This window comes from Thioalkalicoccus limnaeus, from assembly GCF_041197575.1.
Classification (GTDB): Bacteria; Pseudomonadota; Gammaproteobacteria; order Chromatiales; family Chromatiaceae; genus Thioalkalicoccus; species Thioalkalicoccus limnaeus.
In genome coordinates this window covers 236,641-251,616 of record NZ_JBDKXB010000002.1, presented here as the reverse complement: position 1 = coordinate 251,616, position 14,976 = coordinate 236,641, and the positions used below count along the sequence as shown (strand labels likewise).

General features: G+C 62.8%; 11 protein-coding genes and 1 tRNA gene. 4 read left to right on the top strand and 8 right to left on the bottom strand.

Annotation, left to right across the window (positions count from 1 at the left end):
• Window positions 1-42: 42 nt before the first annotated feature.
• Window positions 43-723 carry an endonuclease III gene (nth, locus tag ABC977_RS02735; protein ID WP_369665696.1) on the bottom strand — a complete coding sequence of 227 codons (681 nt, stop codon included), beginning with the start codon at window positions 721-723 and terminating at the stop codon, window positions 43-45.
• Between the two features lie 163 nt (window positions 724-886).
• Window positions 887-3,823: an EAL domain-containing protein gene (locus ABC977_RS02730; protein WP_369665695.1), complete on the bottom strand. Its 2,937-nt coding sequence runs from the start codon at window positions 3,821-3,823 to the stop codon at window positions 887-889.
• Between the two features lie 515 nt (window positions 3,824-4,338).
• On the opposite strand from ABC977_RS02730, the gene ABC977_RS02725 reads away from it, so the two are divergent.
• Window positions 4,339-4,429 (top strand) — tRNA-Ser (locus ABC977_RS02725).
• A gap of 119 nt (window positions 4,430-4,548) precedes the next feature.
• Here the strand turns inward: ABC977_RS02725 and ABC977_RS02720 are convergent.
• The gene (locus ABC977_RS02720) at window positions 4,549-6,114 is read right to left on the bottom strand and encodes an ArnT family glycosyltransferase (RefSeq protein ID WP_369665694.1); all 1,566 of its coding nucleotides are present in this window, start codon (window positions 6,112-6,114) and stop codon (window positions 4,549-4,551) included.
• A 103-nt stretch (window positions 6,115-6,217) separates the two neighbouring features.
• Between ABC977_RS02720 and ABC977_RS02715 the strand changes: the two genes are divergently transcribed.
• The gene (locus ABC977_RS02715) at window positions 6,218-7,342 is read left to right on the top strand and encodes a glycosyltransferase (RefSeq protein ID WP_439849145.1); all 1,125 of its coding nucleotides are present in this window, start codon (window positions 6,218-6,220) and stop codon (window positions 7,340-7,342) included.
• 348 nt (window positions 7,343-7,690) lie between these two features.
• Here ABC977_RS02715 and ABC977_RS02710 read toward each other — a convergent pair whose 3' ends face one another.
• Together ABC977_RS02710 and ABC977_RS02705 are read right to left on the bottom strand one after the other, a co-directional pair.
• A complete protein-coding gene (locus ABC977_RS02710) occupies window positions 7,691-8,611 on the bottom strand; it encodes a nucleotidyl transferase AbiEii/AbiGii toxin family protein (RefSeq protein ID WP_369665693.1) in 921 nt (306 codons plus the stop codon).
• Window positions 8,608-9,345 carry a type IV toxin-antitoxin system AbiEi family antitoxin domain-containing protein gene (locus ABC977_RS02705; RefSeq protein WP_369665692.1) on the bottom strand — a complete coding sequence of 246 codons (738 nt, stop codon included), beginning with the start codon at window positions 9,343-9,345 and terminating at the stop codon, window positions 8,608-8,610. The genes ABC977_RS02710 and ABC977_RS02705 overlap by 4 nt, the downstream gene beginning before the upstream one ends.
• Window positions 9,346-9,655: 310 nt before the next feature.
• Here ABC977_RS02705 and ABC977_RS02700 point away from each other — a divergent pair, with 310 nt between their 5' ends.
• Window positions 9,656-11,686, top strand: coding sequence for a DEAD/DEAH box helicase (locus ABC977_RS02700; RefSeq protein ID WP_369665691.1), 2,031 nt, complete (start codon window positions 9,656-9,658; stop codon window positions 11,684-11,686).
• Window positions 11,687-11,940: 254 nt separating this feature from the next.
• Here the strand turns inward: ABC977_RS02700 and tnpA are convergent, their stop codons facing one another.
• A complete protein-coding gene (gene tnpA, locus ABC977_RS02695; protein WP_369665690.1) occupies window positions 11,941-12,219 on the bottom strand; it encodes an IS66 family insertion sequence element accessory protein TnpA in 279 nt (92 codons plus the stop codon).
• A 99-nt stretch (window positions 12,220-12,318) separates the two neighbouring features.
• Between tnpA and ABC977_RS18295 the strand changes: the two genes are divergently transcribed.
• A complete protein-coding gene (locus ABC977_RS18295; protein WP_439849144.1) occupies window positions 12,319-12,690 on the top strand; it encodes a helix-turn-helix transcriptional regulator in 372 nt (123 codons plus the stop codon).
• Window positions 12,691-12,706: 16 nt separating this feature from the next.
• Here ABC977_RS18295 and ABC977_RS02685 read toward each other — a convergent pair whose 3' ends face one another.
• On the bottom strand, window positions 12,707-13,402 hold the full coding sequence (locus ABC977_RS02685; RefSeq protein WP_439849143.1) for a helix-turn-helix transcriptional regulator: 696 nt from the start codon (window positions 13,400-13,402) through the stop codon (window positions 12,707-12,709).
• Between the two features lie 60 nt (window positions 13,403-13,462).
• Entirely contained in the window at window positions 13,463-14,719 is a 1,257-nt protein-coding gene (locus ABC977_RS02680; protein WP_369665689.1) for a tyrosine-type recombinase/integrase, read from the bottom strand.
• Between the last annotated feature and the right edge of the window lie 257 nt (window positions 14,720-14,976).

Sequence of the window (14,976 nt, the reverse complement as noted above, 5' to 3'; positions counted from 1 at the left end):
GGGCCCTGCCGCGGGAGTTGGGCGATGGCCTAACGACCATGATCAAGGCCGACCGTCGGCCGTGGGGCGTTCGCGCCTCGGCCGAGCGCCGGTCTGTGTTTTCATCGGGTATTCGCAGAGATCGGCGATCGCGCAGTTCGGGCAGCCTGGTCGCCGCGCAGTGCAGACGTAGCGACCATGCAGAACCAGCCAGTGGTGGGCATGGCGCCTGAACGGGACCGGTACTTGACGCAGCAGCCCGCGCTCGACCTCGAGAGGGGTGCGGCCCGGGGCCAGACCGGTCCGGTTGGCCACGCGAAAGATATGGGTGTCCACGGCGATCGTTGGCTGCCCGAAAACGGTATTCAAGACGACATTGGCCGTCTTCCGCCCCACCCCAGGCAGGGCCTCCAGGGCCTCGCGATGGGCTGGGATCTCGCCATCGTGCCGCTCGATCAGCATTTGGCAGGCGGCGATGATGTGGCGCGCCTTGCTGTTGTAAAGGCCCAAGGTGCGAATGCGGTCGCTGAGGCCGGTCTCGCCCAAAGCCAGGATCGCGGCGGGGGTGTTGGCCTCGACGAAGAGGCGACTGGTCACGCGATTCACGGCCTTGTCGGTCGCTTGGGCGGACAGCATGACCGCGATCAAGAGCTCGAAAGGCGAATGATATTCGAGCTCCGTGGTCGGATCGGGGTTGGCCGCCTGCAAACGTTTGAAGAGCTCGACACGTTGCGGCTGTTTCATCCGCTCGACCGTTTCCTCGACCGCGCCGATGAGCCGGGCGAGCACCTGGTGATGAACGGTGCTTCGACCCCGCGACGATGGTCGGACCAATACCGCGATGGCCGTTCGCTCTCCCCCGTTTGCCGAGAGCGAGCCGCGGGCCGGCAGGGGCGCGGTCGATGGGTCATAGGAAGCGACCGCCCGGCGTCAGTGACCGCGCCGGCCGCGCAGCCGCGAAGCGGCTTCCCTGGCCGCGGAGACAGCCGGCCGTCAGGAGCAGTAGGCGCTGGTCCTCTCTGGCGACCCCTTCGGCTACCGCGTCGAGCCCGAGCGCCTGGGCAACGGCGATCGTCGCCTGGACGATCGCGAGATCCTCCTCGGCGTCGGGCAGGTGCCGGATGAACGACTGGTCGATCTTGAGACTCCGGATCGGCAGGCGCTTGAGGTAGGTCAAGGACGAAAAACCGGTCCCGAAATCGTCTATCGCGATGCGCACACCGAGCGCGCCCAATGCCTCCAATGTGCGCTGGACCTCGAATCGGTGATCGAGCAGCAGATTCTCGGTGATCTCGAGTTCCAATCGATCCGGTGGTAACCGGCTTGCGGCCAGGGCCTTGGTGACGGTCGCGACGAGGTCGTCTTGCAGCAATTGGGCGGGAGACAGGTTGACGGCGATGAATCCCGGTTCGAATCCGGCGTCAAGCCAGGTCCGCGCCTGCGCGCAGGCGGTGTCGATCACCCAGCGACCGAGAGGCACCATGAGACCGCTTTCCTCGGCCAGCCGGATGAAACGATTGGGTGCGACCAACCCCAAATCCGGTTGGTGCCAGCGGATCAGCGCCTCAGCGCCGAGCCACAACCCGGTCTCCATATCGACCTGCGGTTGGTAATGGAGCCTGAACTCGTCTTTAGCGAGGGCATCGCGCAGCAAGGCCTCGAGGGTCAAGCGCTCCAGAGCAAGATGCGTCAGGCCTGGAGTGTAGAACTGGTAATGGTTACCACCAGCTTCCTTGACCTGGTCAAGCGCGGCCTCGGCGGTTCGGCACAGATGGAGCACGGTGTCGCCGTTTTCGGGAAACAGGCTGATGCCGATGCTGGCAGTGACGAAAAGGTTATGACCACCAATGAAAAAGGGGGTCTTGAGGGCGCGGATCAGTTCCGCGGCCAGGAAACCAGGTTCTTCGGTCGATTGAAGATCCTCGCACAGGAACACGAATTCCCCACCACGGCGGCATGCCGCGCGGGTTCGCTCCGGTAAGACGGCCCGCAAGCGGTCGGCCATCTCGCGCAGCAGATCATCGCCGAGGTGATACCCCAGGCAGTCGTTCACGTGGCTGAAACGGTCGATGTTGAGGATCAATACGGCCAAACGTCGCCGTTCACGTGCGATGCGATTCAGCCCATGCTCCAATCGGGCCTCGAACAGCAGCCGATTCGGCAACCCGGTCAAAGCGTCGTGGTGCGCCCGATAGTCGGCCGCCTGCGCGTCCTGGGCCGAGCTCAACTCGGCGAACAAGGCGACATAGGTCGCTGGTCCGCCCAACTCGCTGTCGATGCGGCGGATCTTCAGCCATTGGGGATAGATCTCGCCATCGCGGCGCCGATTCCAGATCTCGCCGTCCCACTCGCCAAAGGTTTCGATGGCGTGCCACATCCGCTGGTAGAAGGCAGCATCGTGCTCTCCGGATTGGAGGAACCGCGGGTTACGACCGAGCACCTCCTTTTCGGGGTAGCCGGTAATCTCGCAAAAGGCCCGGTTGACGGCGACGATCCGACACTCGGCATCGGTGATCAGGATACCTTCATGCGTCGCTTCGAATACGGCCTCGGCCTGACGCAGACGTTGCAGTGCGGCACGATGCTCGGAGACGTCGCTCACCATCGCGACCGCGGCGACGACCTCGCCGGTCAGCTTCGGTACCGGGGCGAGGACCAGGTCGCACGCCCGCCAGGCGCCGTCGCGGGTCGCCATGCGCATTCGGTACCGCTGGCCGGAAGATCCGACGTCGAAAGGCCTGCGCAGCAGATCGGCAGACGCGGCCTGGTCATCGATGGCGACCCAGTCGAGCAGCCGGGATCGGTGCAAGGCATCGGGGCTTTGACCGAGGAGGCCCGCGAAACTCGGGTTCGTCAGCAGGATGCGGCCATCGTGGTCCAGCAAGGCCATGCCGAGCGGGGCCTGCTCGAAGATCGCCCGGAACCGTGCCTCGCTGTACACCAGCGCCTCGATCGCCGGTTCGAGCGTGACCTCGCTCGTCGCCGGATCGCGAACTTCGCGGACCGTTGGACAGACCCAAAAGGTTCGGCAAGAGGCCGAAGGCGGCACCAGGGCGTCATCGGCACGGCCTGCCTCGCCAAGCAGAAAGCGCAGCATGCCCAACCGCGTGATGCGCCCGAGCGGCCGACCGGCAGGATCCGAGATCAGCAACTCGCCCGATCCGGAGCGGCGCAAATGGTGCAGGGCCGCGCTCAATGTCAGGTCGACGGGTTGATCGAGGGTCGAGCCGTGTCGCAGCGAGATCAGATCGGATCGGCGCAGGTCGCCACCAGACAACAACAACGGCCTCAGATCGCTCAGCGTGACGAGTCCGTCGATTCGCCTTTTCGAACCGATGAGCACGCAGTTGGTGTCGGCCTCGGCCATCGCAGCGAGGGCCTCGCTCGCCGGGGTTCGACCCGGCAGGATCGGGGGGTTGGCCTCGAGGATCTCGATCGCCGGCCGCTCGGTGCTCTCGGAACTCAGGTAGAGCCGGCACAACAGATCACGCAGGCCAACCAACGCGGCCGGCCTACCGGGGGGATCGACGATCAGGATCTGTTCGCGGGGTTGCTTCGATAGCACTCGACCGGCCTCGCGCCACGTCATCGCGCTCGCGAACCGCATCGGCGCATGCTCGATGATCCGGCCAATCGGTTGGTGCCGCCAATCGACGGCCTGCGCGGCATACACGAGTTGCCGGACAGTGACCACGCCAACCAACTCATCGGCGTCACCGACGAGACCGCCGCTGGCGTGATGGCGAGTCAGGATCTGCAACGCGTCGAGCTGGGGCACCCCCGGGTGGAGGGCAACCGGCGGCCGACGGCCTAAGCCTTGCAAGGTCGGGATGGGCTCAATCATACACGGAGTCCAACTTTTGAACTGGGTTTCGATGGTCCACCTGGTCGAGGTTGAATGCTCCGTGCAACAGCGGACCAGAATATTATAAGTGGAAAGATCGTACGCTGTTCGGGCATCACAACAGATCCCGCGCAGCGCATATTCGACGGGCGGGTCGAGCGGCGCCCCGACTCGTTGCGTCGACCCAGGCATCCTCGGGGGTTGGCTCGTGGATCGGCCGATGAGACGCACACGACATCTCGGACTGCGCGCCAGCCCGTTCGGTCGGGTATCGCGATCCGCCGCATCGCTGCATCCGCGTCATCGCGCGTCAGTCGACCTGACGCACCCAGTGGCGTTTAACGCCAGTCGGCACCAGCGGGGCATTGGCGGAAGACGCCCGGGGGCGCCGTGAAGGCCAATTGGCCCACGGACTGCGTGAGCCATGTCGAGGGCGCACTTTGCGCGACCACAGGTGATGCGCTATCCTTCGCTGTCGCCGTGCCAGCGTTCTTCCGCTGGCGCCGCACTCAACCGGAGAGGTGTCCGAGTGGCTTAAGGAGCACGCCTGGAAAGTGTGTATGGGTTAATAGCCCATCGAGGGTTCGAATCCCTCCCTCTCCGCCAATTCGAAAGATCAGCAACTTATCTTTCATTCACACGTCTGCCGCCGTCCTATCCGCCACAGCTTCTGCGCTGAGCTACAACGCCGAGAGACGCCCAGCGGGCTCGGCACGGCCGAGCACCTACCCGCCGATCGATTCCGGTTGGTAACGATACAAGCGCCAGACCCTAAGCGGCTGGGCGCAGGGCGGGTCAGCGGCTTCGATGACGCCCTCGCCTTGGCAGATGAAGAGGGTTCGCGCCTCGGCGAGCCGGAATCCCGGCAACTCGTGCCCGGGGCTGCGGGCGATCAACCAGAAGCCGCTAGCCTCCTCGATCCGTTTTGCGGCGTCTCCGTTCGCGAACGAGCCGCGCAGATACTCCGACGGCCGGGTCAGGCCAGGCCATTGACCGACGCCGAGCGGCGGTGCGTAGAAACGCAGCATGGCGGTGGCCTGATAGCGATCCGTGAAGACCGGGCCATCGAGGCGCGCTGCGAGTTCGGCCAGTTCGCGGAAGCCATAGGTCTCGCGCAGGATCCGCTGTCCGCTGTCCGGGAGCGGGAGCGCCGCGGTGGCCCCATGGACCACGTAGAGGCTCACGAGCAGCACATTGATTGCGGCCGCCGCCATCAGCCAGCGCCACAGCGGCCGGGCGGCGAGCGCCAGCAGCGGCGCTGCGGCCAACAGATAGACCACGGGCCAGTTGGCCTCGGCCTCGCTGCGCCAGGCGGCGACGGCGAAGAAGGCGAGCGGCACCAGGGTGCCGGCATGGAGCAGCGGCCGAGCCTTGGGATCCAGGTGCGCGCCAAGGTCCGCGCGGATACGTCGCCAGGCGCCACGACCGAACAGGGCCGCGAGCAACGGCAGCGCGAACACACCCAGCAACGCGATCTGTTGGCCGGCGTAGCCGAGCAGGCCGCCCCAGCCCGGCGAGGCCACCGGCACCGGTGTCGCCGCGGCGGCGAGTGGCTCCGGCAGGGCGGTGTCGACGGCCGCCCCGGTATCGAGCGCGAAGCCGTGACCGAACTGGAAGCGCATCGTCAGCCAATCATGCTGCGCGTTCCAGATCAGGTGCGGCAGGAACACCAGCAGCGCGGCCAGCGCGCCGAGGTAGGGCCAGCGCGTGCGCAATGCGCCGGGATCGGCACGAAGCAGCGCCCACAACAGAACGGGGCCGATCAGCACCATCGTGTATTTCCCGAGCAGACCGAGCCCGACGACGACGCCGACCGCGACCCAGCGTCGCCGATCCCGCTGCAGCGCCGCGAGGGCCTCGTGCAGCGCCAGCGCCCAGGCCAGCGCCAGCACGCTGTCGGGCGTCGTCAAGACGCCGACCGCGAGCCCCGGGATCGTCGCGACCGCGAGCACGAGCGCCAACAGCCGATCCTGCGCCGACGCCAGGCCGGCGTTGCGGTAGAAGGACAGCAGCACGAAAAGCGTCGCCGTCGCCGCGATCAGGTTACCGAGGCGGCCGGCGAGGGTCGAGCCGGGCTCCAACCAAATGCCGAGCCCCAACAGTGCGACGCCGGGCGGGTGGTCGAAGTAGCCCCATGCGAGATGGCGCGCCCAGTCGAAGTAATAGGCCTCGTCCTGCGTCACCGGCATCAGCCACGCGGCGAGGATTCGCCACAGCGTGATCCCGACCACGACCAGGATCAACCAGAGGGCCCAGTGCGGCGACCGACGAGGACGTTGTACTGCTTCCATGAGGTTTCCCAGAACCGATGGCGAAAGGCGCCCTACAATACCCGATCCCCGCTCCGATTTTGATCGGGCCTCGAACCTATTCGCCGTGAGTGACCGACCTGCCATGTCCATGCCGTCGACCCCGTGCCCGCCACCGCTCTTATCCGTGATCGTTCCGACTTACAACGAGGCCGACAACCTCGCCGATCTGGTCGGGCGCGTCGAACGGACGCTGAGCGGCCTCGCATGGGAACTGATCATCGTCGACGATGACTCGCCGGATGGCACTGCCGACCGGGCGCGGACCCTCGCGGCCGCCGATCGGCGGGTGCGGGTGCTGCAGCGGATCGGACGACGCGGGCTGTCGTCGGCCTGCATCGAGGGCCTGCTCGCGTCGAGCGCGCCCTATCTCGCGGTGATGGATGCCGATCTGCAACACGACGAGACCCTGCTGCCGGACATGCTCGCGGCCCTGCGCAGCGAGGATCTCGACATCGTCATCGGCAGTCGCTATGTCGCCGGCGGTGGGCTCGGCGGCTGGGACGAGCGCCGCCGCTCGATGAGCCGCTTCGCCGGCAACCTCGGCCGCCGCCTGATCAAGGCCGACATCAAAGATCCGATGAGCGGTTTCTTCATGGTCCGCGCTGAGGTCTTTCGCCGCCGGGTCCGCCGCCTCAGCGGCGTCGGCTTCAAGATCCTGCTCGATCTCTTCGCCTCTGGCGAACCGCCGCTGCGCTTCCGCGAACTGCCCTACGAGTTCCGCGTGCGCCAGGCCGGTGCGAGCAAACTCGACAACGCCGTCCTGTGGGAATATCTGTTGATGCTGATCCAGAAGCTGCTCGGCCCCTTGATCCCGCTGCGCTTCATCGCCTTTTCGCTGATCGGCGGCGTCGGCGTCGGCGTACACCTTCTAGTGCTGTGGCTCCTCTTCAAGGGGCTCGGCGTCAGCTTCCTCGTCGGACAGGCCGTTGCGACCCTGGTGGCCATGACCAGCAACTTCTTCCTCAACAACATCCTGACCTACCGGGACATGCGCCTGCGCGGTCGGGCGCTGATCTGGGGCTGGCTGTCGTTCGTCCTGGCGTGCAGCGTGGGCGCGCTGGCCAACGTCGGCATCGCGACCTATCTGTTCCAGGCGGAATCCTACTGGGTCCTGTCAGCGATCGCCGGGATCCTGGTCGGCGCGGTCTGGAATTACGCGGTGACCGCCATCTATACCTGGAAGCGGCCCAAGGCCGGCGCCGCCTGATACGCTCGATCGCGCCCTGCCGATGCTCGAACGCAAGACATCCAGTTCGTCCGCGCTCGCCACGGAGTGGCTATTCCGGACCGAGGAGCGCAAGCCGGCCGCACCACCTCCAAAAGGTCGGCCAGCGAATCGCAGCCTTCGACCTGCCGCCAGGCCGGCACGCCCGCTAGGGCGATGCCCACTCGATCATCAACGGGTCACGCAAGTCCGCGTGGTTAAAGGGTTGGCTGTGATCGACATGGGGCCTTTACCGTCGCTCTTACCGTCAGAAGCGCATACCTTTTGCTGGCGCGGGATATGAGCGATTTGCGAGACGACGACTCTGGCGACACCACCATCAATCGCCTTCTAGGATAACGCAGATAGCTGCTTGCCGAGTAGGTCGGCTTGCTCAGTGAACTTCCTCGCATCGGTCTGCTGCAACTGCGCCAGGTTGTGTAGCTTCCAGCGGATTCCAGGCAGATGTTCGAGGTGCGCGATTCCCAGTAGCGGCCAGTCGGGCGCACCCGAGACCAGCGACAGCAGGAAGCGTCGCTCGTTGTCATCCAGCCCCTGCTGGAGTTCGCGCACCATGCGTTCTCGCGCGGCGAGTAGCGCATCGAGCGGCACCGACTCAGCCGTCATGCCTTGGAAGTTGTGCTCGTAGTCGTGCCGGATGTCCCGCAGCGGCGTGAACAACACCTCATGGATTGGCCGATTGCTGCTGGCCAGGTAGACCACGAACGCGCGCCGGATGCCGGGCGTGATGCCCTCGTGCGCGAAGAGCTGCATCACGTCGAACAGGTCGCGCGGATGCTGCCGATCCAGTGCCGCCACCAGCTTGCCGCTGTACATGTCCTCCAGCGATACCACCGGAATCTCCAGATCGGCCATCAACACGTCACGGGCAACCGGCGTGAGCGAAGCGAGGCGCACTGGCTGTACGGTCCCGCGCATGACGAAGTTGACTTCGACCTTGACCTGAATCGAGCCGCGCCGCACCAGCAGCTTGGTCTCCCCCGCTGCCGCAGCAGGCGTATGCGTCTGGAATCCTCGCTTCTTCAGCCGCTCGGCTGCCTGTCGGATAGCCTCGTTGATGCGCGCCAGCGCCTCGTCGCGCGGCAGCGTGTGATCGGGAAAGACCAAATCCAGATCGACCGACAGACGCGGCATGTCGCGCACGAACAGATTGATCGCAGTGCCGCCCTTCAGGGCAAAGGTGTCATCCACGAACACCAACGGCGCGACCTGCGTCAGCAGGCGCGCGGTTTCGAGATAGACCGGATTCATGGCTTGAGCACCAAGAGGCCGTCGGCCGATCGGGACACCCAGGGTCGATCACTGCCCGTCGGCAGCGTGGCCGGGTCGAGCTTGGCCGCCCAAGGCAACGACGCCTCGCGGCCAAGTTGTAGGCACAGCCGCACGGTCTTCACGCTCGTGCAGTGCTGCAACAGCTCGCGCAGCACGTCGGCGCGCAGGCTATAGGCTCCCTCGACAAGTTCGCGTGCTTCCTGCAAGGGCTGGCGTACACCGACTTCACTCAACAGCTCCAGCAGCGCGCGCTCCGGCGCCGAAACCTGCGGCGCCCCACTACGCTTCTCGAAGGCATCAACGTGTAGCAAGGCGTCCGGCTGCTCATCGAACAAGCGCTTGCGGTGGTACTCGGCCGGAAAACGCTCGGTGAACCACCCTGGCAGGCGTCCGGCCGTCCAGCCATAAAGGTGCAGCACAGGTTGCTGCGACACGTACTGGCGCAGGCCGTACCAGTCGAGCGCTGACTTGCCGCCCACATGCAGACCGTTGAACCTGCGTTGCAACAGTAGCAGGCTGGGATGCAGGGCCAGGGTGTCATTCGGGCGGCAGTACACGCCGCGCGCCAGGCGCGTGAGCCAGCCTGCCCGGACGTAGTGAACGGCCAGGTCTGCGGAGATGCCCAACGCTGCCAGGTCCTCCGAGATCAGCGGCGTCCCCGGCGCCAACCGAGCGTAGAGCACCTTTAGTTTGCTTGTTCCAGTCGCAGCCATACTACGATTTATACAACTTTTCTAAGTAAAAGACAATTTAATATAATTAAATCAGTCGTAGCCATACTACGACAGAAAATTCTTATCCAAAACTTCCCTACCACCTTCCATCACTCCCACCGCCAGAAGCGCCCGATTGCCGGCCCCTTCTGTCCCACCTGAAGTCCTCTTCCCCCGCCATGAAGGCTTCCAGCATGTGCTGGATCGAACGGTTGACGATTGCAGAACAGCGCATCGACGCTGGCTCTTGCCTCTCTATCTATCACTATCTATCATTTGCTATCATTTGGCATCAAATGATGGATATGACATGACTGATTCAGACGGATGGCTCTCCCTCGAAGAGACCGCGACCTACTTGGGAATGGGCAAAACGGCGCTGTATGCGATGGCGCGCGAAGGCCGAATTCCGGCGCGGAAGATCGGCAAGAAATGGATTTTCGAGAAAAGCGGGCTCGACCAATGGGTGCGCACCGCCCGCCCTCTTCAGTCGTATTTTCTCGACGCTGATTTCAAGATCGACGGGAACGACCATCTTCGCGACCCGCAACGCGAGGGTTACTTGCGCACCTACGAGTTCTTCCGCGCAGGCAAGAACAAGGCAATCCTCCAGATTCCCGTCGGGTGCGGCAAGACCGGCTTGGCATCCTTGCTTCCGTTCGGAATTTCGGAAGGCAGGGTCATCGTCATCGCGCCAAACCTCACCATTAAGGACGGCCTCTACGAGGCGATGGACATCACCAACCGTCAGAAATGCTTCTGGCGGAAATCTGGCGTACTAAGCACTGATCAGATGCTGTCTGGACCACTCGCCTGTACGCTCGACAGCGGCAACCTTTCGATCGCGGCGAAGTCCCATATCGTCATTACGAACGTCCACCAACTTGCGACCAACGTGGACAAATGGTTGACCCAGTTCCCTGATGACTTTTTCGACATGATCATCGTCGATGAAGCTCACCACAGTGCGGCCGCCAGTTGGCAGAAAGTCATCGAGCGTTTCCCGAAGGCCAAGGTCATCCTTCTGACAGCAACCCCATTCCGGAGTGACCGCCAGGAACTCGATGGCGAATTGGTGTTCCGGTACCCATTCAGGAACGCCACGCTGAAAGGTTATATCAAGCGCCTGAAGGCGAGCTACGTCGCCCCCTCGACCATTGAACTCGGATTTTCCGATGCTGACGGGAAGACGTACACATTGGAAGAAGTGCTGAAGCTGAAGGAAGAGGAATGGTTCAGCCGCGGCGTTGCGCTTGCTAGGCTGTGCAACAAGTACATCGTCGACAGCAGCCTGCAAAAGCTTGAGGAACTCCGCCAAAGCGGAACGCAGCACCAGTTAATCGCAGTCGCATGCTCCATCAACCACGCGCGGGAGATACGTTCTCTGTACCAGGAACGCGGCTTCAATGCCGATGTTATCCATAGCAAACAGACGGAGAATGAGCAGTCGGCCATTCTTGCCGCACTGCGCAACGGTTCACTCGATTGCATCATCCAGGTACAGATGCTGGGCGAAGGATTCGACCATCCGAAATTGAGCGTAGCGGCGATTTTTCGTCCGTTTCGATCGCTAGCCCCCTACATCCAATTTGTCGGGCGCATCATGCGAGTCGTGGTCCAGAACGATCCGGGGCATCCTGACAACATCGGCCATATAGTCACTCATCTGGGCATGAACCTCGATGCGCGCTTGAAGGAGTTCAAGCAATTCGAGAGCGATGACCAAGCGTTCTGGGACAAGGTTATTGGCGGCGATGAACCTGAGGTGCCACAGGCCGTGCTCGACGGTACCACGCGGCTCCGCGCGGGCGATCAGGTCGTTGTTCATGGCGAGGTCGTGGATTCCTTGTGGGAAGAGGACTTCACGTCGGTTGAGGACACGCAGATCGTTGCGGACCTCCGCGAACGTTTAAAGCTCCTAGGTCTCGACGACAGCAAGGCTGAGGAGATGGTTCGACTTGCACAGCAATCTCCCGTGCGCAAGAACTCGCCCACTGCACCTTTCATGGTTCAGCCGCAGCGGGAGTGGGAAGAGGCCAGGAAACGGATGCAGGAGCAGGCCAAGCGCTTGGCAAACGTGCTGCTGAACCATGTTGAACTCAAGCAGACCGGCAACGAAATGGTCTATAAATACAAGACGTTGAAGCTCACCGGAAAAAATAATTACATCTGCGCGCTGATGATGGTGAACAAAGAGATGGAAAAGCGCTTGGGAAAAGAAAGGCAGCAGGCGACAACTGAGGAATTCCGTTCCGTTCTCGATAATCTGGATGACCTGTTGCAGGTACTCGTGAGGCGCGTGCGCAAGGCGAAGGCTGTGTATGAAAAAATCGAGTCCTAGAGGGCCGACGCCTTCTCTGATCGGAGGGACCAACGGTCGCCCCAAGCGGGCGCCTGTTAAACGACTCAGTAAGTGCTACCGCTGCCACGATGACCTTACTATGGGAACGAACTGCATCGAGATCCCCAAACTTGGACAAGCGTATTCGACCGACCGGCGCGTGTGCGATGCGTGTTTCCAACTCATTCTGCGCAAAACGGAGGATGACTTGGCTGAGATTAGGAAGCTTTAAGCGGGAGATACATCTGTTGCTTCTACATCGCATGCCATCTTTTTAAGATGAAAGCGGCCTCCCCACTCGCCTGAACCCCCGATCCCAGGCCAAGATCGAGAAACTCAGGCGCCTCCTCGCCGACATCGCCCTGCGGCGGGTTGCTCGCGCCCAAGCGCTTGCGCCACAGATAGAAGCTGGCGGTGCTGATCCCCTCGGCCGCGCAAAACGCCACCGTGCTCAGCCGGCTGCGCTCGGCGCGCTCAAGAAGGGCCTGCCATTCCGCGCGGCTGCGCCGCACCCCCGTCTTCGTCGTGGCCATCGTGGCCTCCTGTCGTGATCGATGACAGGAGCCATTGTCCGCATCGCGCGCGGGCGGAGAAGAACGCCAGCCGGTTACCGGTTACTCATGGAGCACGAGGTGAAACAGCTATCGCAAGCATCCAACACTGCCGACATCGACGTCGGCAAGCCCCTTCCATTGCCGGGAACGGAAGCCTACGAGTCGCTGCCGCAGTTTCCGCAGCGCAGTCCCCTTCCCTTCCGGCGCACCATTCGCCGCTATGAACTGCAGCAGATCGTCCCCCTAGCTGAAACGACGATCTATGAATTGGAGCGCCGTGGCGAGTTCCCACGCCGCTTCAACCTGACGCCGCGCTGCGTAGTGTGGGACTTGGCCGAAGTGGAAGCGTGGGTGGAAGAACGAAAGCAAGCGCCTCGCGACCAGACCTCCAAGCCGGATGTCCATCTACGAAAAACCCGCCCTGTTCGGGCGGGTTCGAGCGAGGCATGAAGCCAGGCAAGGGCTCTCAACCAACCAAGGCTTTCAGCTCCTTGGATGCCGAGCGCGGCAGCCGCCGGCCCTCCTTCGCCACGTTGACCTGCAAGGCCACCCGCGCTACATCCAGCACGTCCTTGGCTAGCGCATAGCTGCCTTTAGCCTCCAACCATGCCAGCACATCCGCCAGATGCCAGATCGACGCACTGCCTTCATGCACCGGCGCCGGGAAGCTGCCCGGATGGGCTAGCATCAGCTTGCGCATGTTCTGCCGCGATACGCCGACGATCTCCGCCACGTCGGTCAGTCCAACCAGATCCGGCGCCACTTCGATCAGCCGGGCCGATGGCACAGCGCGGCGCACGTCGGCCAGCGCGCTACGCACGGCTTCATCCGCATTGGTCGCCTCGCGGGTGAACTCCAGCGCCAGGCGGCCAGGCTGGCCGATGCCGACCAAGGCATCATCACAGCCGGCTTCACCCAGACGCTCGACCAGTGCATCCGAGTCGCCATCGTCGTCGGCAAGCTGGTACTTCAAGGTGAAGGTGTATTCCATCGCGCTACTCCTTGGCACCATCGTCAGCCTCTTTCTGCTTGCGACGTCGTTGTATGGGCAGTAAATCCGCCCCCAGGCATGGCTGCCGCCGACTTCGACGCGCCAGCCCTGCCCTTCGGCGTGCCTGAGAGCTTCCTCGACCTCTTTCTTCGGATGAGGGGGACGGGCCATCAGTGATCTCCAGTATGGGGATGACCGGCAGGGTTGCCAAGTGACAACCTTTCCGCCCTGCTAACCGAGCGCGCTCAGCGCCGGCACGACCACGTTCTTCGGCACCAGCTTCGGCACGTAGGTCTGCCCGCCTCCCCAGGCTTCTACCAGGTTCGCCCACTCTTGCAGCATGTGGCGCCGCTGCTCCGCGTACTCGGCTTTGTTGTAGACCGAGCGCGAGGAACGCCCGTCCTCGTGCGCCAGGCATTTTTCGATCCAGTCACGGTTGAAGCCGATTTCGTTCAGCAGCGTCGAGCCGGTGCGGCGCAGGTCATGGACGGTGAATGGGTCAAGCGGCAGCCCTTTGGATTTTGCAGCCTCTACGATAAGCCGGGTGACCCGATTCAGGGTCGCATTGGACATGCAGCGTCTTGGATCGTAACGAGACGGGAAAACGAATTGCGAGCCCGCCGCACATGCGTGGAATTGGACGAAGATGTCGAGCGCCTGGCGTGACAGATAGACCACGTGCGGATTGCGTCCCTTCATCCACTGTTTCGGGATCGTCCAGGTCGCACGCTCGAAATCAACCTCATCCCAAGTGGCGTGGATCAGTTCGCTCTTGCGTACCAGCGTCAGCGGGATCAGGCGCAGTGCCACCTTGATCGTCGGATAGGTTGCTACCGACTCCAACTGCTGCACCATCAGCCGGATTTCCAGCGGCGACAAGGCACGATCCTTCGGCACGAAGGTGGCGATCGAAGACGCTCGCACGCTGTCCGCAGGGTTCTCCACCTTCTCGCCGTGGGCAATGGCGTAGACATAGACCTGCTTCACGATGTCCCGAATCTGAACTGCGGTGGCTGGCGCACCGCGTTCCTTGACCTTGTTGCACAAGGCCCGCAGGTCTTCAGCATGGATTTCGGTCAGCAGGCGATTCTGGAAAACCGGCAGGATGTCCCGATCGATGATGTGCTTGCGCGCAGCCCGAGTGCTCTCTGCCAACCTTGCATTGGTCAGCCATGCCTCCATCGCCATACCAAAGGTCTGGATGGCGACCACCCGCCGCTTCTCGCGCTGCTTCTCAAGCGCAGGGGAAATGCCCGCCTGAACGGATTTGCGCGCCTCCAGGAGCAGTTCCCGCGCCATCGCCAGTGAGATACCGCCTGGGCCGTAGCGTCCGATGGTCAACGTCTCCCGGCGGCCGTGGAGACGGTAGTCGTAGCGGAAGGTGACGGTACCGCTGGGCGATACCGTCACATACAGGCCATCGCGGTCAGAAACCTTATAAATCTTGGACTTACGTTTCAGATGTCGTAGTGCAGTGTCAGTAAGCATCGAGGTTTCCTCCGGCTTTTGACGGCTTTACCGTCAGGTTTTACCGTCAAGGACCTGGAGACCTGTTGATGCCCGGAAAGCCGCATAAAACAAGCTTTCCCGAGAAAACTTTTGCCGTCAAAGACGGTAAAAGTCTGAATAGTGAACGAGAATGTCTTAATCCGGCCTCGATTCTTACCGTCAGCCCTACCGTCAACCTGTTTTGCTGGTCGGCGATAGCCACCGATAGACGCTGTGACGTATTTGCTCAAATAATC

Bases quoted from the DNA above. Each gene is read 5' to 3' on its own strand.
- nth (WP_369665696.1), bottom strand. From the start codon at position 723: ATGAAACAGCCGCAACGTGTCGAGCTCTTCAAACGTTTGCAGGCGGCC.
- ABC977_RS02730 (WP_369665695.1), bottom strand. From the start codon at position 3,823: ATGATTGAGCCCATCCCGACCTTGCAAGGCTTAGGCCGTCGGCCGCCG.
- ABC977_RS02720 (WP_369665694.1), bottom strand. From the start codon at position 6,114: ATGGAAGCAGTACAACGTCCTCGTCGGTCGCCGCACTGGGCCCTCTGG.
- ABC977_RS02715 (WP_439849145.1), top strand. From the start codon at position 6,218: ATGTCCATGCCGTCGACCCCGTGCCCGCCACCGCTCTTATCCGTGATC.
- ABC977_RS02710 (WP_369665693.1), bottom strand. From the start codon at position 8,611: ATGAATCCGGTCTATCTCGAAACCGCGCGCCTGCTGACGCAGGTCGCG.
- ABC977_RS02705 (WP_369665692.1), bottom strand. From the start codon at position 9,345: ATGGCTGCGACTGGAACAAGCAAACTAAAGGTGCTCTACGCTCGGTTG.
- ABC977_RS02700 (WP_369665691.1), top strand. From the start codon at position 9,656: ATGACTGATTCAGACGGATGGCTCTCCCTCGAAGAGACCGCGACCTAC.
- tnpA (WP_369665690.1), bottom strand. From the start codon at position 12,219: ATGGCCACGACGAAGACGGGGGTGCGGCGCAGCCGCGCGGAATGGCAG.
- ABC977_RS02685 (WP_439849143.1), bottom strand. From the start codon at position 13,402: ATGGCCCGTCCCCCTCATCCGAAGAAAGAGGTCGAGGAAGCTCTCAGG.
- ABC977_RS02680 (WP_369665689.1), bottom strand. From the start codon at position 14,719: ATGCTTACTGACACTGCACTACGACATCTGAAACGTAAGTCCAAGATT.